Origin of the sequence: Lentzea roselyniae (assembly GCF_039537795.1) — a bacterium.
Lineage (GTDB): Bacteria > Actinomycetota > Actinomycetes > Mycobacteriales > Pseudonocardiaceae > Lentzea > Lentzea atacamensis.
The window spans coordinates 89,889-109,180 of record NZ_BAABBE010000012.1 but is presented as its reverse complement, the minus strand read 5'-3'; the positions used below and the strand labels follow the sequence as shown (position 1 = coordinate 109,180).

The following is a 19,292-nucleotide window of genomic DNA, read 5'->3' as shown; positions in this document are numbered from 1 at the left end:
GTCCACTCAGGACTATCCGACGCGGTGCAACCAGGTCACGGGCGCGCCGTCGCCTGCGCGGCGGAACGGTTCCAGCGCGTCGTCCCACGCCGCGCCGAGCAGCTCGTCCACCCCGTGTGCGAAGGACTCACCGCCCCGCGATCTCGCCGCGAGAGCACGCAACTGGTCCTCGTTGACGACGATGTCGCCGTTGGCCGAAGTCCGGGCGTGCCACAGTCCCAGAACGGGTGCGAAACAGAAGCGCTCACCGTCCTGACCTGGGGACGGTTCCTCGGTCACCTCGAACCGAAGCATGGGCCACGCGCGCAGCGCAGCCACGAGTTTCGCGCCGGTGCCGGCCTCCGCCGTCCATGCGCATTCAGCGCGCAACTGGCCTGGTGCCGCGGGTTGCGCTGCCCACCTGAGGTCCACTCGTTCGCCAAGGGTGCCCGAGATCGCCCACTCGACGTGCGGACAGACCGCAGACGGCGACGAGTGGACGTAGACCACGCCACTGGTGCTGCCACGGGTGCTCACTGCTGACCTCCGCTACTCGACGAGGGACGTCTTCCCCTACGCCTTTGCCGAGTGAGGTGATCACCGTGAAACCCCGTTCGCTGCATTCTGCCTCGACTTGAGGCATGTCCGCCATAAGAACCAGCTCGATCATCACCCGACCGGGGCAGATACAGGTCTTAAGTCCCGATCTCCCCGGTCGAGCGATGCGTGATCGTGATCTAGAGGACGTTTGCCGCGGCGACCACGTCGACCAGGCCCGTGCCCTTGTCGAACGACGAGGTGTAGGGGCCGACCGGCTGGTAACCGGTGCCGTACTTGTGAGCCGAGGACTTCAGCGCCCGCTCGATGTCGGCGGGGGTCGCGGAAGGCTTGGCCTGGAACAGCTGTGCGACGATGCCGGCGATGTGCGGTGCCGCCATCGACGTGCCGCTGATCGTGTTGAACGTGCCGAGGTCGAGCAGCCCCGGCCCGTTCTGCGGGGCCAGGCCGGTCGCGCAGATCGGCAGGTACAGGCGGCAGGACGACGTGATGTTCTCGCCGGGCGCCGAGATGTCCGGCCACGTGGCGGGGTTCGTCGCGAGACCGCGTGACGAGAAGCTCGACAGCGCGCCGTCGCGGGTGCCGGTCTCCAGGTCGTTGTAGGACGCCACCGAGATCACGCCGGGTGTCGGGTCGGTGCCGGGCGGGTTGGACAGGTTCGCCGAACCGTCGCCACCGTCGTTGCCGTTCGCCCACACCACGACGACGCCCTCGGCCACGAGCTGACGCTGCAGCTTGACCGTCACCGACTCGGGGTCGAACGCACCGCCGCCAGATGGCCCGTACGAGTTGTTGATCACCTTGATCGGCGGGCACGTCGACGCGGGCACGCCTGCGCCGCACGGGGCCTTGTGGTTCTCCAGCACCCAGTTCAGCGCGGCGTCCGCGCCGAGGATGAGGATCGCCGCTCCGGTGGAGATCACGACGCCCTTCGCGCCCGGCGCCGCGCCGCGCACCACCGGGCCACCGGTGAGCTGCACGTCGTTGCCGATCGCGATGCCCGTGACGTGGGTGCCGTGGCCGCCCAGCGACGTGGTGTCGGTGTCGACGAAGTTCGGCACCGGCACGATGCAGCTCGAGTCAGTGGCCCCGTCGAGACACAGGCTCTTGAGGTTGCGGACGATCTTGCCGCCGCTGAACGACGGGTGCGTCGGGTCGACGCCCGAGTCGATCACCGCGACCGACACGCCCGCACCGGTCAGCCCGAGGCTGTTGCGGGCGTCGAGACCGCGGGTGGCGGTGTGCGAGGTCGAACCGAGGAACTTGATCGGCTTCTGGACCTCGACGCGCGTCACGCCCGCCTTGGCCCGTGCCGATGAGATGCGCGCGGAGTCACCCCGCGCGGCGACCACGCCGATCTTGCGGAAACTGGTGATCTTCTGCAGACCGGCGGCCGCGACCGCCTGTTCCGCGGCGGCGATGTCGGCACCGTGGACGTAGACGGTCGAGGTCGGCAGCGCAGCCGCGACAGGGGTTGATGCGGCCACGAGCACGACGGCGAGAAGTGCGGCGCGTTTGTACATGGACCCTCCGTGAACATAGGCAGGCAATCCATCTAACGAGTGATCCACTTTTCGGTGACGGGTGTCACGCAACGTCTCGACTGGATGCGGTTGACCAACCCCGGACCGCTACCGTGTCCACCCGTGCGGAAAGGTGGGGACTCGTGCGGTTGATCCGTCTGGGCGCTGAGCCTTCGGCCGTTGGGGCGGACGTCCGTGCCGCCCTGACGGCGTGCGGGGCGGGTACCGAGGTCCTCGGCGGGGTGGCGCTGGTCGGTGTGCAACCGCCCGGTTGCCCCGTCCCGCTGGACGCGATCGTCGTGCTGCCCAAGGGCGTGCTGGTGATCGTCGGCGTCGATCTTCCGGACCCCGCGGTGAAGCTCGAGGCGCCGCTCGGCGGTCAGTGGAAGATCGACGGGTGGCCGCTGGTCAGCCAGGACGGCACGGCGAACCCCGCGACCGAGGCCGTGGCCGCGGCGACCGCCGTGGCGCAGCGGATCCAGGCGATGCGCGCCGAGCCGCTGCCGGTCAGCACGGTCGTGGCGGTCGGCCCGTTCGTGAGCCAGGTCGTGCAGCCCACCTCCGACCTCAACCGCGGCGTGCGGGTGCTGCATCCCAAACCGTCCACTTTGCTCAGCGCGGCCCGTGAGCTCGCGACGTCGTCGGTACCGTGCACGGCCGACCACGCCATGAAGCTCCTCGCGATTCTTCAAACCACCGGCACGCCGCCGGACGCGCGGACGTTGCTCAGCGAGGGCTTCAGCGACGCCGTCTCCCCCGACCTCGCGGCCGCCAGCACGATGCTGATCCCCAAGATCCAGGCCAAGCCCGCACTGCCGCGCAAGCGTTTGCACCAGGCGGTTCGCTGGCAGTACCTCGCGCTGGGCGGACTGGTCGCCGCGCTCCTCTTCGTCTGGTTGCTGGTGGCGTTGCCCGGTGACGACCAGCCGGCCGACGCGACGCCGGCACCGTCGGCGACGTCGCCGACGACGGTGGTCGTGGACGGCACGACGTTCGTGCCCAAGGACGTGAAGAGCGACAAGGACTGCCAGGCGCAGGCGTTCGGCGACGCGAAGGCGTGGCTGATCGCGAACGAGTGCTCGGCGCTGCTGCGCGCCACCTACGAGACGTCGGTGCAGGGCAAGCAGGCGACGGTGCTCGTGGCCGACCTCGACCTGATGGACGCGCCGAGCGCGACCGCGTTCCACAAGGTCGTCACCGCGCCGGGGTCGGGCGGCGTGCACGGGATGGACGGCAAACCGCTGGAGAACGCGGCGTTCGCGAGCGGGGCCAAGGGCAGCCACGTGCAGCTGGCGTTCGTGGTGTGGTCAGGTGGCGCGGGCGACCAGTCGCTCGATGCGATCGCAAAGCAGGCGTTGCGGCTGCCCACCACCCGGTAGAAGGTGGAGGGCATGGTCGGACAACTTCGTTCTGTGGTTCTGGACTGTCCTGATCCCTCCGAGCTGGCGTCGTTCTACGAGAAACTGCTCGGCGCCCAACGCCTCGCCGGCGGCGACGACACCTGGGTGGTGATCGTCGCGAACGGGACGCGCCTCGCGTTCCAGCGCAGCGACGACTACCGGCCGCCGACGTTCCCCGATCCGCACGGCTCGCAGCAGTTCCACCTCGACGTGCTGGTCGAGGACGTCGAGAAGGCCGAACCGCGGGTGCTGGAGCTGGGGGCCCGGTTGCTGCAGAAGGACAACGACGACACGTTCCGGGTCTACGCGGACCCCGTGGGGCATCCGTTCTGCCTCGTGTGGCTGTCCTAGTTCCGGCCTAATGTGGGCCGCATGGACTTCGACGTCATCGTCATCGGTGGTGGCCCCGTAGGTGAGAACGTGGCGTGGCGGACGGCCGCGGGTGGGCTGTCCACCGCCATGATCGAGAAGGAGCTGGTCGGCGGCGAGTGCTCGTACTGGGCGTGCATGCCTTCGAAGGCGTTGCTCCGGCCCGGTCACGCGCTCGCGGCCGCCCGGCGCGTGCAGGGTGTGAACGCCGGGTCGCTGGACCCGGCCGCGGTGCTGGCCAGGCGCACCGGGTTCACGTCCAACTGGGACGACTCCGGTCAGGTCAAGTGGGCCGAGTCGGAGAACATCACGGTCATCCGCGGCGACGGTGAGGTCACCGGCGAACGCGAGGTGACGGTGGGAGGAGACGTCCACCGCGCGCGTCAGGCCGTCGTGGTGTGCACCGGCAGCGTCCCGAAGATGCCGCCGCTGGAAGGCCTCGCCGACGCTCCTGTGTGGACGTCGCGAGAAGCCACGTCAGCGCGCGAGGTTCCGGATTCCCTGGTGGTGCTGGGCGGTGGCGTCGTCGGCGTCGAGATGGCGCAGGCGTGGGCGCGGCTCGGGTCGAAGGTGACGCTGGTGGTGTCCGGCGATCGGCCGTTGCCGCGGATGGAGGAGTTCGTCGGGCCGCTCGTCGTCGAGGGCCTGCAGGAGGACGGCGTCGAGGTGCTGCTCAACGCCCGCGCGTCGGCGATCGCGCCGGGTGCGCTGACGTTGCAGGACGGCAGGGTCGTGCACGGCTCCGAGATCCTCGTGGCGACAGGGCGGGTGCCGGCGACGAAGGACGGCAAGCCTCTGACCATCGACGACTCCGGACTGGTGTCCGGTGTGGACGGACGCTGGCTCTACGCGGCGGGTGATGTCACCGGGCGCGCGCTGCTGACGCACCAGGGCAAGTACCAGGCCCGGGCGGTCGGCACGGCGATCCTGGAGCGGTCGCGCGGGTTCGAGCCGAAGCAGTGGTCGGCGGGACAGGCCTGGGCGGACCACGTGGCGGTGCCGCAGGTGGTGTTCACCGACCCCGAGGTGGCGTTCGTCGGTCACACCGCGGAGGAAGCGCGCAAGGCCGGCCGGGACGTCAGGGTGGTCGACCTCGACATCGCGGTCGCCGGGTCGTCGCTGCACGCGGACGGGTACCACGGCAGGACGCGGATGGTCGTGGACGAGCGCACGCGGACGCTGGTCGGTGTCACGTTCGTCGGCCAGGACGTCTCCGAGCTGCTGCACTCGGCCACCGTCGCGATCGTCGGGGAAGTCACCGTGGACCGCTTGTGGCACGCGGTGCCCTCGTACCCGACGATCAGCGAGGTCTGGCTGCGGCTGCTGGAGGCCTACGGGCTCTGAGGTGCGGGCTGCTGGTCGAAGATCGGCGCCAGCATGCCGGCCAGCAGCTCGTTCGCCGTGCCGACCACGTACGCGTGGTCGTCGGCGTCGACGCGTTCGGCGAGCTTGAACAACGCGTCCGCGGTCTGCACGGCGATCCGGAAGGTCAGCATCACCGGGGCTTCGCCGTGCACGCCGAACCGGTCGACGAACATCTCCGCCAGCCGCTCGGCCATCAGTTCGTACTGGTCGACGCTGGAGTCGAGCCGGTGGCTGTCCAGCATGTCGCTGAACCGCACCCTGCCGAAGCCGGGCAGGTCGGTCAGCATGCGCAGGTAGACGCTGACGATCTGGTTCATCGCCTCACGCCACGTGTCCGCGATCAGGTCGGCGGCGAACAGCTGCTCGACCTCGCGCAGATACGTCTCCATACCGCGCAGTGCGAGTGCGTGGACAACGGATCGTTTGTCCGGGAAGTACTGATAGAAGGAACCAATGGGCACTCCGGCCACATCGACGATGCGCGCCGTGGTGATGTCGTCGTAGTCGTATTCGTTCAGCAGGCTCGCACAAGCGTCCAGGATCGCGGAGACGGTAGCCGCGCCACGCTGTTGCACCGGCTGTCGACGCATCACCCTGGCTAACCTGCCCCTAGCCGGGTCTTCATGCACTCGAACATCTTTATCCATACGACCCGTTAAGCCCAAGCACAGGTTCCCGACAGGTTTCAGCCTGGATCTCCGCGGCGTTTGCGATGAAGTACCCAACCGAAGTCGACAACGCAGACAACGGCGAGTAGTAAAAGCACGATTGCGAGCCAGACGAGGTCAGCTCGGAGTGCCAGCCACCCCGCGACCGAGTTGAAGACCAGGCCGAATCCGGCGAGCCACAACCGCAGTGTCAGAGCACTGCGCGGAGGCGCCGGGGGTGGCAGGTAGTCGCTCACCTCACCCGGTTTCCCTCAGCAGCGGCGCCTCAACCCGCCTGAGCTGCCGAGGGGGTTTCGTCACATAGGGCCTAACGAGACGCGTGACGGCCAGACCAGGGGCGATGAGGGGGACGACAGCGGTCAGCACGGCGGCTGTGATGCCGGCTCGCATCACGTCCTTGGGCATGACGGCGACGCGGTCGACGACGAACGCGCGCCGCCCGGTCAGCGAGACGGCCGCGAGGACGACCAGGAACACGATCATGCTGAGCATCGCCCGCTGGACCGCGTGCTCGTACCCGGCCGCTTCTCCCGCGATCAGCACCGCGAACCACCCGGCGAGCGCGGGCAGCTGACCCCGCTCGGTGGTGGCGGCCCAGCTCAGCCCGCCGAGGGTGGCGAGCCAGACGAGCACGTCTCTGCGCTCCTGCGCCCAGAGGGAGGCCGCGTCGAGGGGAATACCGGTCCAGCGCAGTACGCCGAGTGGAGTGAGCGGGGTGTGGGCGAGCTGACCGAGCACCCAGGCGAGCGTCCACGCGGAGAGCACAACCGCGAGGACGAGCTGCCACCTCGGCCTGCGCATCACGCAGCGGGCGAGGCGGACGATCTCCGCACGCGTCATACCCCCACCTTGCCGCTTCCAGGTGGTTTGCGGAGAAACGTCACCCCAACGCTCACCCGCACGGCCCCTGTCCGAGGGGGTTGATCACGCAGCGCTATCCACGATCCGGGGACAGATCTTTCCTATGCTGAGTACATGAGCATTGATCAGCTTCTGCATCTGCCCAGCTACCTGATGCTCCAGCTGGTCAGGGAAGCCCGCCGTCTCGCGCGCAACGACCTGCGCGCGCCGCACGTGACGGTGCTGGCGTTCCTGGCCGAGCAGGAGGCGGTGGCGCAGAAGCGGATCAGCGACCGGGTGCGGATGGACGCGAGCGACCTGGTGTCGGTGCTCGATGATCTTGAGCGGCGCGGGTTCGCCCAGCGCAGGCGGGATGAACGGGACCGGAGGCGGTTCACCGTGTCGATCACCGACGCGGGCGGGCAGGCCCTGCGCGACCGCCTGGAGGCGGCACGGGCGCACGAGGAGGAGCTGCTGGCGCCGTTGACGTCGCAGGAACGGGTTGAACTCACCACACTGCTGCGGAAGGCGTACCTGCATCACGCTGATTTGCGTGTAGATTAGACAGTCTGCGCTCACGCGAACCCGGCGCGGGCAGGAATGGGTCTAACAGGCCGAAACCTGATAGGCCACAGTATCGAGAAATGAGGCAAGTTGTCAAGCCCCTCCGATGACCTCCGGCTCGCCGAAATGGAGCCGGAGCAGGAATACGTGGCCATGTTGTACGGCCGGCTCGACGACCTCCGCGAACAGACGTCGAAACGACTCGCACAATCGTTGCGACAAACCGGCGGCACGCACCAGATGCGGTCCGAGCGCGACACCTCCGTCGCGATGTACACGGATCAATTGGCTCAGTACAGCGCGGTGGAGAACGGACTCGCGTTCGGGCGGCTCGATTTCCACAACGGTGACCGCTTCTACATCGGCCGAATCGGTCTCTTCGACGAGGACAAGGAATACGAGCCGCTGCTGATGGACTGGCGGGCACCCGCCGCCAGGCCGTTCTACCTCGCGACCGCGGCCTCCCCCGACGGCGTCCGGCGCCGCCGGCACCTGCGCACCCGTTCGCGCAAGGTCATCGGCCTCGACGACGAGGTGCTCGACATCAACTCGGTCGAGCCGTCCCGCAACGAGGGCCTGACCGGCGAGGCGACCCTGCTGGCCGCGCTGAACGAGTCGCGCACCGGCCAGATGAGCGACATCGTCGCGACGATCCAGGCCGAGCAGGACATCATCATCCGGTCCGAGCTGAACGGCGTCGTCGTGGTGCAGGGCGGTCCCGGCACCGGCAAGACCGCGGTGGCCCTGCACCGTGCCGCGTACCTGCTGTACACGCACCGCCGGCAGCTGGCGAAACGCGGCGTTCTCGTCGTCGGCCCGAACACGACGTTCCTGCGGTACATCAGTCAGGTCCTGCCGTCGCTGGGTGAGACGGGCGTGCTGTTGTCCACCGTCGGTGAGCTCTACCCCGGCCTGACGGCCACCGGCCGCGAGTCCGCCGAGGTGGCGGCGGTCAAGGGCCGCATCCAGATGGCCGACGTGATCGCCGCGGCGGTGCGGGACCGCCAGGAGGCGCCCGCGTTCGTCGACATCCGCTTCGACAACGACGTGTTGCGCCTCGACCGCCGCGCGATCTCCGACGCGCGGGGCAGGGCGCGCCGGACCCGCCGCCCGCACAACGAGGCCCGCCGCACGTTCGCCCGCGAGATCGTCTCGACGCTGGCGGGGATGGTGGCGAGCCGGCTCGGCGGTCACCTGCTGGACAAGGCGGACATGGACGACATCCGCCGCGAGCTCCGCGAGTCCGACGAGGTCCAGGCCGCGATCTCGTCGCTGTGGCCGGTGCTGACGCCGTTCTCGCTGCTGTCCGAGCTGTACGCGAACCCGAAGCGCCGCAACCGCGCGATGTCGAAGTTCACCCGCGAGGAACGCGATCTGCTCCAGCGCACCACGGACGACTGGACGCCGGCGGACGTGCCGCTGCTCGACGAGGCGGCGGAACTGCTGGGCGAGGACGACACGGAGGCCAAGGCCCGCGCCGAACGCCAGCGCCGCCAGGCGATCGAGTACGCCCAGGGCGTCCTCGACATCCTCGACCTCGAGGACGACGCGGACCCAGAGATCCTGATGGCCACGGACCTGATGGACGCCTACCGCCTCGCCGAGCGCCACGGCGTCGACCGCTACGAGACCGCGGCGGAACGTGCCGCCGCGGACCGCACGTGGACGTTCGGTCACATCATCGTCGACGAGGCCCAGGAGCTGTCGGCGATGGCGTGGCGCACGTTGATGCGCCGCTGCCCGAGCAAGTCCATGACGGTCGTCGGCGACATCGCGCAGACCGGTGACATCGGCGGCGCGACCTCGTGGGACACCGTGCTGTCGCCGTACGTGCAGAACCGCTGGCGCCTGACCGAGCTCACCGTGAACTACCGCACCCCGGCCGAGATCATGGAGGTGGCCTCGGACGTGCTCGCCTCCGTGGACGCTTCCCTGGTGCCGCCGACGTCCGTGCGGGAGACCGGTGTGCCGCCGTGGGTCGCGCGGGTGCCGTCGTTCGAGTCCGAGGTACCGGGGCTGATCTCCGCCGAGGTGGAGGCCGTCGGCGACGGCAAGATCGCGGTGATCGTGCCGGCCGCCCTGGTGCAGCCGGTGGGTTCGGCGATCGTCTCGGCGGTGCCGGGGTCGTCGATGGGCAACGATCTGGAAGAGGCCCAGGTCGTGGTGCTCGGGGTGACCGACGCCAAGGGTCTGGAGTTCGACTCGGTCGTGGTCGTCGACCCGGTGGGAATTCTGGAGGAGTCGCCGCGCGGCGCGTCGGACCTGTACGTCGCGCTGACCCGTGCCACGCAACGACTCGGCGTCGTGCACACCGGAACGCTGCCCGATGTGCTATCCCGGCTGAAGGACGTTTCGTAGCGAACGGGAGACCCGGATGGCGAGCATCGAGTCTGCAGTCATCCGGGTCGTCGTCGATGTGAGCGACCAGCTCTCGAAGCGTCTCGTGAGCACCCGGTACCGAGGCCGGGCGCCGTTTCCGACCCAGGAGACCGAGGAGCTGCTGCAGGACCTCGGTACCGAGGCGGACAAGCTGTCCGCCTACCTCGACTCTCCCGACTTCGCCGCCGTGGTCACCCAGGTCCGCGTCCAGCGCGCCGCCGGCGCGGAGGTGGAGGAGCAGCTGCACCAGGGGCTTCGGCTCGCCGGGCTGTCGGGCGACCTGCTCACCCGGACCACCGGTGCCGTCCACCGGTTGCTGCTCGCGGCCTGCGACGAGGTCGTGTCGTGGTACAGCACCCACGGCGTCGTCGTCGACGAGAACGACCTGCTCGCCGCTGCGACGGCGACGGGTCGTCTGCTCGGCAGGCTCAGGTCTGTTGCCGAGTTCCACGGTTTCGCGGCACGTATGCGCAGCCAAGTCACCGCTCTGCACAACAAGATCCGGCTGCCTCACCTCGGCGTCAGCAGGGCCGCGCGCTACGACGAGCTTTACGTTCCACCCACGCTCGCAGCGACGAAGACGCCGAACCCGGGAGCAACCCACCGGACGGCCGAGGAGCTGTGGACCGCGCTACTGCCGCACATCAACCAGTGGGAGGTGGTCGCGCAGATCGCCTTGCAGCTGTACGACCGCAACGTCGAGGACGGCGTCGACGAACTGTTGACCGAGGCGGTCCAGCCGGACGGTCTCAACTTCGCCGCCAGGGCGTTGCGGCACATGCACCCCAGTACCCGCGTCGTCCGCTTGATCACCAAGGCGGCGTTGCTCACCACGCTGGAATACCCGATCACCAAGCGGGCGCTCTACCGGCCAGCGGACTTGATGTTCGTCGACGGAGCACTGTTCAGCTGCATGTACTTCGCCGCGCCCGCGAACGTTCCCCGCCGCCGAGTCGTGGCGCTGGTCGAAGGGTTCGCCCACCTCCACCCACTCGTACCGATCCTCGTCACCGCGCGGAAGATCGGCTACGACGAGGCCCCGCTGATCGGCCAAGCTGACCGCACGGACGAGGCCGTAGCCGTATCCGACGTAGAGCGCGGCCACGCCGAACTTCTGAACGATGTTCCGCAGCGCAGCGGGGTCGTCGCGGGAGCCGACTGCGCCCCAGGCTGCGTGCCGGCGCAGTTCGGCCATGCGGTTCTGGTACCGGGTCAGCAGCCGCGGCCGAGCTTCTCGCCACCACTCGTGATCCCCGGATGGGTAGCCGGGGTGGTGCTCCAGAAGTTGCGCCGCCGCTTCGTCTCCGTTTTCGATCTTGTGGCTGAGCAGTTCCACGATGGTCTGCGCCACGGCAAGGAGTTGCTGGGACAGGAAACCACGCTGGTCGACACCGCTTCGAGAGACGCCGTCGCCAGCGCGATCACGGAGTGCGCCACGCCATGGGCCAACGTGACCGACTTCGCCTTCCTGTCGGTCACGAAGATCCAGCAAAACCCGAAGAAGACCGATGCACTCGCGGTGATGTTGGCACTCCCGTTCGCGGAGTTGCTGTTCCACGACAACGTGAGCACTCAGTGGACGCCCGTCCCCGCCGCGCTCATGGCGGGCAGGCGCAACTGGAGAGGCAAGAGCGAGGCGTTGCGGTGGCTGGAACGAGCCTCGTTCCCGCCCGAGGTGGACACGTTCCTCAAGAACTGGCTGGCGGGGAGCGTCAGCGTGACAAGGCCAGCCCCAGCGACGCCGCGCCGATCCCGAGCACCACGCTGACCACCACGTTCAGCAGTGCCGCGCGGTACTTCTGCGTCTCCAGCAGCTTCACCGTCTCGTAGCTGAACGTCGAGTACGTCGTGAGCCCGCCGCAGAACCCCACCCCGAGCAACGGCATCCAGGACGTGCCAACGACAAACCCGATGAGGAAGCACCCCACGACGTTCACCGTCAAGGTGCCCCACGGGAAGTCCGACGAGTGCCGTGACTGCACGAACCGGTCGAGCAGGTAGCGGCAAGGAGCACCCAGGGCAGCACCGAGGAAAACCGCGAGCACGGTCATCGCGTCACCCGCAGCCCGAGAAACGCTGCCAGCACAGCACAAACCGGTGTGGCGAACAGAGCCCACGACCACGACGCCGCGTACGACGAGAAGGTCGTGAACCCTCCCAGCAGGCCGACTCCGAAGAACGCCCGCACCAACGGCTTCGGGACGAGTCCCATCAGCACACCGATGAGAAACGAGCCCAGCACGTTGATGACGAACAACCCCCACGTACCCGGCACGGCCGACGACAAGCCGTAGCGCGCGACGCCGCCGAGCCCGCCACCCAAGGACACCAGCGCCACGAACGGCAGGTGGAGTTCCTGACGCTGGGCCGGGACGTGCAGGTCGACGTCGGGGTCGATCGGGTCAGGTTGGTTCGGCAAGGTGCTCAACCAGGTGGTCCAAGGCCTTCAGCGCGCGCACGACGTCCTCGCGCTCCGAGGGCTCCAGCTTCGACAGGGCGGACCCGATTCTCTTCTCGTGCTCACGCTGCCAGACGAGGAGCTGTTCGTGTCCACGAGATGAGACGGACAGCCGCGCCACCCGCCTGTCCCTGAGGTCCGCGCCACGGACGACGAGGCCCGAGTCGATCAGCTGCGACACCAGGCCGGAGACGGTGTTGGGGGCGAGACGAAGCACCGCGGCGAGGTCGCCGACCTTCATCGGCGGGCGTTCCGCGAGGGTTTGCAGCAGCTCCACCTGCGCCATCGGCAGGGACTCCCACGGCCAGTCCGCCCGGATGCTCGTCCGCAACGCCCGGCGCAGGCGAGTCACGACGTCGGTGAGCGTGCGGGCTTCGTCTGACATGCGGAGATCTTACGTTCGCGGCAGTACCCGTCCCAATGGGCAGGATCGCGGCCCCGTACCGGGTCCCGCGGATCATTGCGACAATTCACGCTTTCCAGTGACCGAAGCGGATTTCGATGGGCCAAAAGGGGCTACACCCCTGCCGCACCCGTGTGGCACATCAGTAGCCTGTGGCCATGTCTGAACGGTTGAGCTGGGTTCCTGAAGGCCTCGACACCGGAAAACCGAGCGCTGCTCGCCTCTACGACTACCTGCTCGGCGGCGGGCACAACTTCGCGGCGGACCGGGCACTGGCCGAGAAGTTCCTGCAGGCACAGCCGAACGCGCGCACGATCGCGCGGCTGAACAGGGCGTTCCTGCGCCGGGCCGTGCTGTTCATGATGGACAACGGCATCCGGCAGTTCCTCGACCTCGGCTCCGGCATCCCGACGGTCGGCAACGTGCACGAGATCGCGCAGAAGGCCGACCCGGACGCCCGCGTCGTGTACGTGGACTTCGAGGAGGTCGCGGTCGCGCACAGCCAGCTCATCCTGGAGGGCGACGCGCACGCGACGATCATTCAGGAAGACATGACCAAGCCGGTCACCGTGCTGAAGGCCGCGCAGGAGAGCGATCTCATCGACTTCACGCAGCCCGTCGGCGTGCTGACCGTGGGCGTCTTCCACTTCGTGCCCCCGGAGGCGGATCCGCGCGCGGTCGTGGCCACCTACCGCGATGCCGTGCCTTCCGGCAGCTACCTGGCGTTCTCGCAGTTCACCCAGGACCTGCAGCCCGAGGAGATGGCCGGCGTGGTCGAGGTCATGAAGAAGAGCCAGAACCCGATGTTTCCGCGCACGAAGCAGGAGATCGAAGGGCTCTTCGACGGGTTCGACGTGGTCGAGCCGGGAATCGTGCCGCTGCCCCTGTGGCGGCCGGAGGGCACGAACACCGACGATCCGGACAAGGCGGGCATTTACGCGGCTGTCGGCCACAAGGCCTAGCGAAGATCCAGAGCCCTCGCTCATGTTGGCCAGGGGGCGGCTATTCCGTACGCTCTGCACACAGAATGGAACTTCCGGAGCTCGCCGCCCGCTGGATGCACGCGCTGACGTCGACCGCGTACATCCCGCTGTCCCACGCCGAAATCGAGCAGGCGCTGCTCGATTCGCTGGTGGAGCTGCCTGAGTCACCTGAATCGGTAGCCGATAGATTGGTGTCACTGCACGCAACCGGCCCCGACTCGTTGCGTGCCACGATCGAGGTTCTCTTTCCCACGTTCGAGCTGCCGCTGCTCGCCCGCTTGAGCTCCGCGTACGCGCACTACATGCGGATGGACGCGTTCGACCAGCAGGAGCAGATCAAGGTCGCGATCGTGCGGGCCAAGCAGCGGGTCGAGCGCACGCTGAAGGTGAGCCAGGCTCGGTTCCAGGAGGTGTTCGCGTCCTCCGCGCTGGGCATCGTGATCATCGACTTCGACGGCAGGTGCGTCGAGGCCAACGACACGCTCGCCGAGATCGTGGGGCTGAGGGCGGGCACCGAGCTCATCGGGCGGGAGCTGATCGACTTCTTCCACCCGGAGGACAGGGCCGCGCTCGCGGGCTCCTACCGGAAGGTGCGCGCAGGCCACGTCGACAGGTTCCGCGACCAGCGCAAGCTGATCCGCGAGGACGGCGAGCCGGTGTGGGTACACCTCGCGGCCTCGTTGCTGCGCGACGCGGACGGCGAGCCGACGCACCACGTGACGATGGTCGAGGACATCAGCGAGCTGCACCTGCTGCAACGCAGCCTCGACCACCAGCTGCTGCACGACTCCCTGACAGGGCTGTCGAACCGCCAGCACTTCATCACGCAGGTCGAGCGACGGCTCGGCAACGACGCGATCACGTTGTACCACCTGGGTTTGGACGCGTTCTCGGTCGTCAACAACGGGCTGGGCCACGAGACCGGCGACAAGCTGCTCAAGATCGTCGCGAGCCGGCTCGGCACGCTCGCCGCCGAGAAGAAAGCCTTGGTCGCGAGGATCGGCGGCGACGAGTTCGCGATGATGACGATCTCGGACCACGTCACCACGACCGTCGAGGAGATCCAGGCGACGCTCGCCGAAGCGACCTTTGTGGACGATCACGGCATCGCGCTGTCCGCGAGCATCGGTGTGGTGGACCGGCCGCCGGCGTTCGTGACCGCGGCCGAGCTCATGCGGTGCGCGAACGCCGCGCTGCGCCAGGCGAAAGCGCGCGGCAAGCGGCAGTGGGCGTTGCACGACCCGCACGACGACGCCCGCCGCCGCGGCAAGTACGCGCTGGCCGCGTCGATGCCGGGCGCGTGGGAACACGGTGAGCTGGAGATCGTCTACGCGCCGGTGCACGACCTGGAGACCCGCGAGGTGCTCGGTGTCGTCGCCCGCCTGCACTGGGACGACCTGAGCCACAACGACACCATGGCCCTGGCGGACTCGACGGGCCTGTCGCTGCCGATCGGCAAGTGGCTGCTGCGCGAGGCGTGCGCCCAGGCCGCGGGATGGGTCGCGGAGTTCGGCGACCGGGCGCCCACGCTGCACATCACGCTGGGCGCCTTGCAGTCTCGCGACGAGGACCTGGTCGCCGACGTCAAACGCGCGCTCGACGAGACGGGCCTGCCGGCGGAACGGCTGCGGATCGCGCTCGACATCTCGTCGGTGCTGGCCGGCGACGACAACGCGGTCGTGCTGCACGACAGCGGCATCGTGACGGCGCTGGACGGCTTCCGCGGCGGGCACGACGAACTGGCGGTGCTGACCGAGGTGCCGGTCCGCACGGTGATCACCCGCGCACCCGCGCCGAGCCCGGAATCCCCGCTGCGCCAAGCGATGCGCGACCTCATCACCACCGTGCACAGCTTCGGCGTGCGGTTCGGCGTCGACGAGGTGCGCACCCTCTCCGACGCCGAGCACTGGCGGTCCATCGGTGCGGACGGCGTGATCGGGCTGCTGCCCGCCCTGTCCGCGGCCGAGGTGACCAAGCTGCTCACTACAGCTGCTTCACCGCCGCCAGCAGCTTCGTGAGCGAGTCCTTGGCGTCGCCGAACAGCAACGTCGTCTTGGGGTTGTAGAGCAGCTCGTTGTCCACGCCCGCGAAGCCCGGCCGCATCGACCGCTTCATGAACACCACGGACTTCGCGCGGTCGACGTCGAAGATCGGCATGCCGTAGATCGGGCTGGACGGCTCGTCACGTGCTCCAGGATTCACCACGTCGTTCGCGCCGACCACCAGCGCCACGTCGACCGACGTGATCCCCGGGTTGATGTCGTCGAGCTCCTTGAGCTGCTCGTACGGCACGTCCGCCTCGGCCAGCAACACGTTCATGTGCCCCGGCATCCGGCCCGCCACGGGGTGGATCCCGTACGACACGCTGACTCCGCGCTGTTCGAGCTGCGACACGAGCTCGCGCGCCGCGTGCTGAGCCTGCGCGACCGCGAGGCCGTAACCTGGTACGACGACGACGTTGTTCGCGTATCCCAACAGGATCGCGACGTCCTCCACCGTGCCCGACTTGACCGTGCGCTGCTCTTCTCCTTGCGCGGCAACGGTTGTCGCCTTGAACGCGCCGAACAGGATGTTCGCGAGCGATCGCCCCATCGCCTGCGCCATCAACCGGGTCAGGATGGTGCCGGACGCGCCGACGAGCGTGCCCGCGACGATCAGCAGCGTGTTCGCCAGCACGTACCCGGACGCCGCGACCGCGAGGCCGGTGAACGCGTTCAGCAGCGAGATCGCGATCGGCACGTCCGCGCCGCCGACCGGCAGCACGAACAGCACGCCGAGCACGAGCCCCGCGATGGTCAGCAGCCACAGCAGCAGACCGATCTCCGTCGTCATCACCAAAGCGCACAAGGCAACCGACGACACGCCTGCCGCGATCGCGAGCTGCTGCCCCGCCGGCAGCAACACCGGCCTGGTGGTCATCAGCTCCTGCAGCTTCAGGAACGTCACCACCGAACCGGAGAAGCTGACCGAACCGATCAGCACCGTGAGCACGGTCGCGAGCAGGAACAGGAAACCCGGATCGCGCACCGCGAAGAACTCCGCCAGCGCCACCAGTGCCGCCGCGGCGCCACCGACTCCGTTGAACAGAGCCACCATCTGCGGGATGGCGGTCATCTTCACCGAGCGCGCGGCCGGGATGCCCACGACGACGCCGAGCGCGACGGCGAGCAGGATCCACAGTCCGTTGTGGACGACGCCGTGCACGTACGCGGTGACGACGGCGACCAGCATTCCGAACGCGCCGATGAAGTTGCCGTAGCGCGCGTACTTGGGCGAGCTCAAGCCCTTCAGCGCCAGGATGAAGCACAGCGCCGCGACGAGGTACATCAGCTGGGCGATCATTTCCGGAACATCTCCAGCATCCGGTCGGTCACCACGAAGCCGCCGACGACGTTGACCGTGGCCAGGAAGACCGCGAGCAGCCCGAGCACGAGCTCGAGGGTGCTCTCGGCGGACCCCGTGATCAGGATCGCGCCGACGAGGATCACGCCGTGGATGGCGTTCGCACCGGACATCAGCGGTGTGTGCAGGATCGTGGACACCTTCGAGACCACCTCGAAGCCCACGAAGACGGCCAGCACGAAGATCGTCAGCAGGTCGATCACGGCAACTCCTTGCGGATCTGACCGTCGTGGGTGAGGCAGCAGCCGTCGAGCACCTCGTCGTCGAGGTTCGGCTGCACCACCCCGTCCACGATCATCAGCTTGAGCAGGTTCAGGACGTTGCGCGCGTACAGGCGGCTCGCGTGCACGGGCATCGACGACGGCAGGTTCAACGCGCCGTGCACGAGCACCTCGCCGACCCAGGTTTCCTTGCCCGCAACGGATCCGGCGTAGTTGCCACCGGACTCGGCGGCCAGGTCGACCAGCACGGAACCGGGCGCCATCGCCTTGAGCATGTCGGTCGTGACGAGCACAGGGGCCTTGCGGCCGGGGATCGCGGCCGTGGTGATCACGATGTCCGAGGCGGCGACGTGCTCGCCGATGAGTTCCCGTTGGCGTTCCAGGAACTCCTCGGACTGCACCGACGCGTAGACGCCGGACTGCGTCTCCAGGTCCAGCTCGAGGAACTTGGCGCCGAGGCTGCGAACCTCTTCGCCCGCGGCCTTGCGCACGTCGTAGGCCTCGACGACGGCGCCGAGCCGGCGTGCCGTCGCGATCGCCTGCAGGCCTGCGACACCGGCGCCGAGAACGAGGACCTTGGCCGGGGGTACGGTGCCGGCGGCCGTGGTGAACATGGGCAGAAAGCGCGGTAGTCGTTCGGCGGCGACGAGGACGGCGCGGTAGCCGGCCACCAACGCCTGCGAGGACAGGGCATCCGCGCTCTGGGCACGGGTGACGCGGGGCAGCAGGTCGAAGCTGAACGACGTCACGCGGCGGTCGCGGTACACCTCGAGCAGGTCCCGCTCGTTCGCGGACTGCAGGAAGCTGATCGTGACGGCGCCGGGCTTGAGCTTGGCGGCCTGGTCGAGGGTCAGCGGCTGCACGGACACGACGACGTCGGACTCGGGTGTCGGATCCTCGGGCGTCACGGTTGCCCCCGCCGCGCGGTAGGCGGCGTCGGGGGCGTGGGCGTGCCGGCCGGCGCCTTCCTGGACGTGCACGGTCAGCCCGGCGTCGACCAGCGCCGACACCGTGTCCGGTACGCAGGCGACACGACGCTCGGCGGGCCGCGACTCTGCGGGTGTTCCCACTCTCACCGTACGCACGTTACGCGATCAAAGGTGACCTGGGCCACATCACAGTTGCCAGAGAACCGCTCCGGCGAGCGTCAGGCACCCCACCAGCCCAAGCGCCGGCACGACGCGCTTACCGAGCGTCCACGCGCTGGCGTTGGCGATCGCGTAATAGAGCAGTACGCAGAACGAGCTGAACACGATCGCCCGCGTGACGTCTACGGCGATCACCAGCGCGATCGCCGCGAGTCCTGTGGCGATCTCGGCGACCCGCAGGTCGGCCAGCTGCCTGGGCAGCCTGCGGTCGCGAGCCATGGCGAGAGCGGTCCGGCTGACCCCCAGTTGCAGGGAGAGCAGCGAACCGAGGGCGGCCAGGCAGGCGGCGACCCGGATGACGGGTGCCAGCGTCGGCGACACGTCCGCGAGGGTCTTCGTGGCGAGGTCGCTGCCCAGCGCGTTCAACGCGACGACAGCAACGACCGCGTAGACGACCAGCGTGATCGCCAACGCGATGACCACGGCACGCGGGATCGTCCGCTCGGGCTCTTTGACCTCCTCTCCGAGGGTGGCGATGCGCGCGTAGCCCGCGAACGCGAAGAACAGCAACGCGGCGGCGGGAAGGATGCCGGTCGGGAGGAAGTCAGCCGGCTCCGCCGCGTCCTGAGCTGTCACAGCCGTCAAGGCCAGCACGACCACGACCGCGATCACGATGATTCTGGTGGCCAGCGCGGACTTCTGGACACCGGTCAGGTTCAGCACCGTCAACGCGACGACCGCCGCCACCGCGACGGGTTTTGGCGCACCGACGTAGGCGCCGACCGTCAGCGCCATGGCCGCGCACGACGCCGTCTTACCCAATACGAACGCCCAGCCGGCCAGGTCGCCCCAGATCCGGCCGAGCCGTTCACGGCCGTAGACGTAGGTACCGCCGGACTGCGGGTACTTCGCGGCCAGCCAAGCACTCGACAACGCGTTGCAGCAGGCGATCACACCCGCGATGACGAGGCTGACGAGCAGCGCGGACCCGGCCGCCGCCGCGGCCGGGGCGAACACCGCGAACACACCCGCGCCGATCATCGAGCCGAGCCCGACGAAGACGGCATCGGTCAGGGTCAGGCTCCTGGTCAG

General features: G+C 68.6%; 20 protein-coding genes. 8 read left to right on the top strand and 12 right to left on the bottom strand.

From position 1 onward, the window contains the following. Positions 1-12: 12 nt before the first annotated feature. Entirely contained in the window at positions 13-516 is a 504-nt protein-coding gene (locus ABFX45_RS22495) for a DUF3145 domain-containing protein (protein WP_109641265.1), read from the bottom strand. Between the two features lie 200 nt (positions 517-716). Next, a complete protein-coding gene (locus ABFX45_RS22490) occupies positions 717-2,060 on the bottom strand; it encodes a S8 family peptidase (RefSeq protein WP_346131865.1) in 1,344 nt (447 codons plus the stop codon). 143 nt (positions 2,061-2,203) lie between these two features. Here ABFX45_RS22490 and ABFX45_RS22485 point away from each other — a divergent pair, with 143 nt between their 5' ends. The 3 genes from ABFX45_RS22485 to ABFX45_RS22475 are packed head-to-tail and all read left to right on the top strand — an operon-like array spanning position 2,204 to position 5,173. Next, a complete protein-coding gene (locus ABFX45_RS22485) occupies positions 2,204-3,439 on the top strand; it encodes a hypothetical protein (RefSeq protein WP_346131864.1) in 1,236 nt (411 codons plus the stop codon). A 12-nt stretch (positions 3,440-3,451) separates the two neighbouring features. Continuing rightward, complete coding sequence (locus ABFX45_RS22480) at positions 3,452-3,811, top strand: VOC family protein (RefSeq protein WP_109641262.1); 360 nt, start codon at positions 3,452-3,454, stop codon at positions 3,809-3,811. 21 nt (positions 3,812-3,832) lie between these two features. Continuing rightward, positions 3,833-5,173, top strand: coding sequence for a dihydrolipoyl dehydrogenase family protein (locus ABFX45_RS22475; RefSeq protein ID WP_112229332.1), 1,341 nt, complete (start codon positions 3,833-3,835; stop codon positions 5,171-5,173). On the opposite strand, the gene ABFX45_RS22470 is transcribed toward ABFX45_RS22475, so the two are convergent. From ABFX45_RS22470 to ABFX45_RS22460, 3 genes are all read right to left on the bottom strand, one after another. Beyond that, the gene (locus tag ABFX45_RS22470) at positions 5,161-5,784 is read right to left on the bottom strand and encodes a TetR/AcrR family transcriptional regulator (protein WP_109641260.1); all 624 of its coding nucleotides are present in this window, start codon (positions 5,782-5,784) and stop codon (positions 5,161-5,163) included. The genes ABFX45_RS22475 and ABFX45_RS22470 overlap by 13 nt on opposite strands. A 95-nt stretch (positions 5,785-5,879) precedes the next feature. Beyond that, positions 5,880-6,098 carry a DUF6343 family protein gene (locus tag ABFX45_RS22465; RefSeq protein WP_229813372.1) on the bottom strand — a complete coding sequence of 73 codons (219 nt, stop codon included), beginning with the start codon at positions 6,096-6,098 and terminating at the stop codon, positions 5,880-5,882. 1 nt (position 6,099) lies between these two features. Then, the gene (locus ABFX45_RS22460) at positions 6,100-6,702 is read right to left on the bottom strand and encodes a hypothetical protein (RefSeq protein ID WP_112229143.1); all 603 of its coding nucleotides are present in this window, start codon (positions 6,700-6,702) and stop codon (positions 6,100-6,102) included. Between the two features lie 135 nt (positions 6,703-6,837). Here ABFX45_RS22460 and ABFX45_RS22455 point away from each other — a divergent pair, with 135 nt between their 5' ends. From ABFX45_RS22455 to ABFX45_RS22445, 3 genes are all read left to right on the top strand, one after another. Then, positions 6,838-7,266 (top strand): MarR family winged helix-turn-helix transcriptional regulator, encoded by a 429-nt coding sequence (locus ABFX45_RS22455; protein ID WP_346131863.1) that lies wholly within the window; start codon positions 6,838-6,840, stop codon positions 7,264-7,266. A 90-nt stretch (positions 7,267-7,356) separates the two neighbouring features. Then, entirely contained in the window at positions 7,357-9,624 is a 2,268-nt protein-coding gene (locus ABFX45_RS22450; protein WP_233440169.1) for a HelD family protein, read from the top strand. A gap of 16 nt (positions 9,625-9,640) precedes the next feature. Next, a complete protein-coding gene (locus ABFX45_RS22445) occupies positions 9,641-11,413 on the top strand; it encodes a hypothetical protein (protein ID WP_346131862.1) in 1,773 nt (590 codons plus the stop codon). Here ABFX45_RS22445 and crcB read toward each other — a convergent pair. Genes crcB through ABFX45_RS22430 form a run of 3 tightly spaced genes read right to left on the bottom strand, consistent with a single transcriptional unit; the run spans position 11,358 to position 12,488 of the window. Further along, positions 11,358-11,696, bottom strand: a complete 339-nt coding sequence (gene crcB / locus ABFX45_RS22440; RefSeq protein WP_109641255.1) for a fluoride efflux transporter CrcB — start codon at positions 11,694-11,696, stop codon at positions 11,358-11,360. The two genes, ABFX45_RS22445 and crcB, sit on opposite strands and share 56 nt — an antisense overlap. Then, positions 11,693-12,064: a fluoride efflux transporter FluC gene (locus ABFX45_RS22435; protein WP_346131861.1), complete on the bottom strand. Its 372-nt coding sequence runs from the start codon at positions 12,062-12,064 to the stop codon at positions 11,693-11,695. Before ABFX45_RS22435 ends, crcB begins: the two co-directional genes overlap by 4 nt. After that, entirely contained in the window at positions 12,048-12,488 is a 441-nt protein-coding gene (locus tag ABFX45_RS22430; protein ID WP_109641253.1) for a MarR family winged helix-turn-helix transcriptional regulator, read from the bottom strand. Before ABFX45_RS22430 ends, ABFX45_RS22435 begins: the two co-directional genes overlap by 17 nt. 176 nt (positions 12,489-12,664) lie before the next feature. On the opposite strand from ABFX45_RS22430, the gene ABFX45_RS22425 reads away from it, so the two are divergent. Both ABFX45_RS22425 and ABFX45_RS22420 read left to right on the top strand, forming a co-directional pair. Then, complete coding sequence (locus ABFX45_RS22425) at positions 12,665-13,468, top strand: SAM-dependent methyltransferase (protein ID WP_346131860.1); 804 nt, start codon at positions 12,665-12,667, stop codon at positions 13,466-13,468. Positions 13,469-13,533: 65 nt separating this feature from the next. Next, positions 13,534-15,507, top strand: a complete 1,974-nt coding sequence (locus tag ABFX45_RS22420) for a diguanylate cyclase domain-containing protein (RefSeq protein ID WP_109641251.1) — start codon at positions 13,534-13,536, stop codon at positions 15,505-15,507. Here the strand turns inward: ABFX45_RS22420 and ABFX45_RS22415 are convergent. From ABFX45_RS22415 to ABFX45_RS22400, 4 genes are read right to left on the bottom strand one after another with little or no spacing between them, the layout of a single operon-like run. After that, positions 15,473-16,831 carry an NAD(P)(+) transhydrogenase (Re/Si-specific) subunit beta gene (locus ABFX45_RS22415; RefSeq protein ID WP_109641250.1) on the bottom strand — a complete coding sequence of 453 codons (1,359 nt, stop codon included), beginning with the start codon at positions 16,829-16,831 and terminating at the stop codon, positions 15,473-15,475. The two genes, ABFX45_RS22420 and ABFX45_RS22415, sit on opposite strands and share 35 nt — an antisense overlap. Then, positions 16,828-17,094: an NAD(P) transhydrogenase subunit alpha part 2 gene (locus tag ABFX45_RS22410; RefSeq protein WP_045309221.1), complete on the bottom strand. Its 267-nt coding sequence runs from the start codon at positions 17,092-17,094 to the stop codon at positions 16,828-16,830. The genes ABFX45_RS22415 and ABFX45_RS22410 overlap by 4 nt, the downstream gene beginning before the upstream one ends. Next, complete coding sequence (locus ABFX45_RS22405; RefSeq protein WP_109641249.1) at positions 17,091-18,188, bottom strand: NAD(P) transhydrogenase subunit alpha; 1,098 nt, start codon at positions 18,186-18,188, stop codon at positions 17,091-17,093. The genes ABFX45_RS22410 and ABFX45_RS22405 overlap by 4 nt, the downstream gene beginning before the upstream one ends. 39 nt (positions 18,189-18,227) lie before the next feature. Beyond that, positions 18,228-19,292: an APC family permease gene (locus ABFX45_RS22400; protein ID WP_211337695.1), complete on the bottom strand. Its 1,065-nt coding sequence runs from the start codon at positions 19,290-19,292 to the stop codon at positions 18,228-18,230.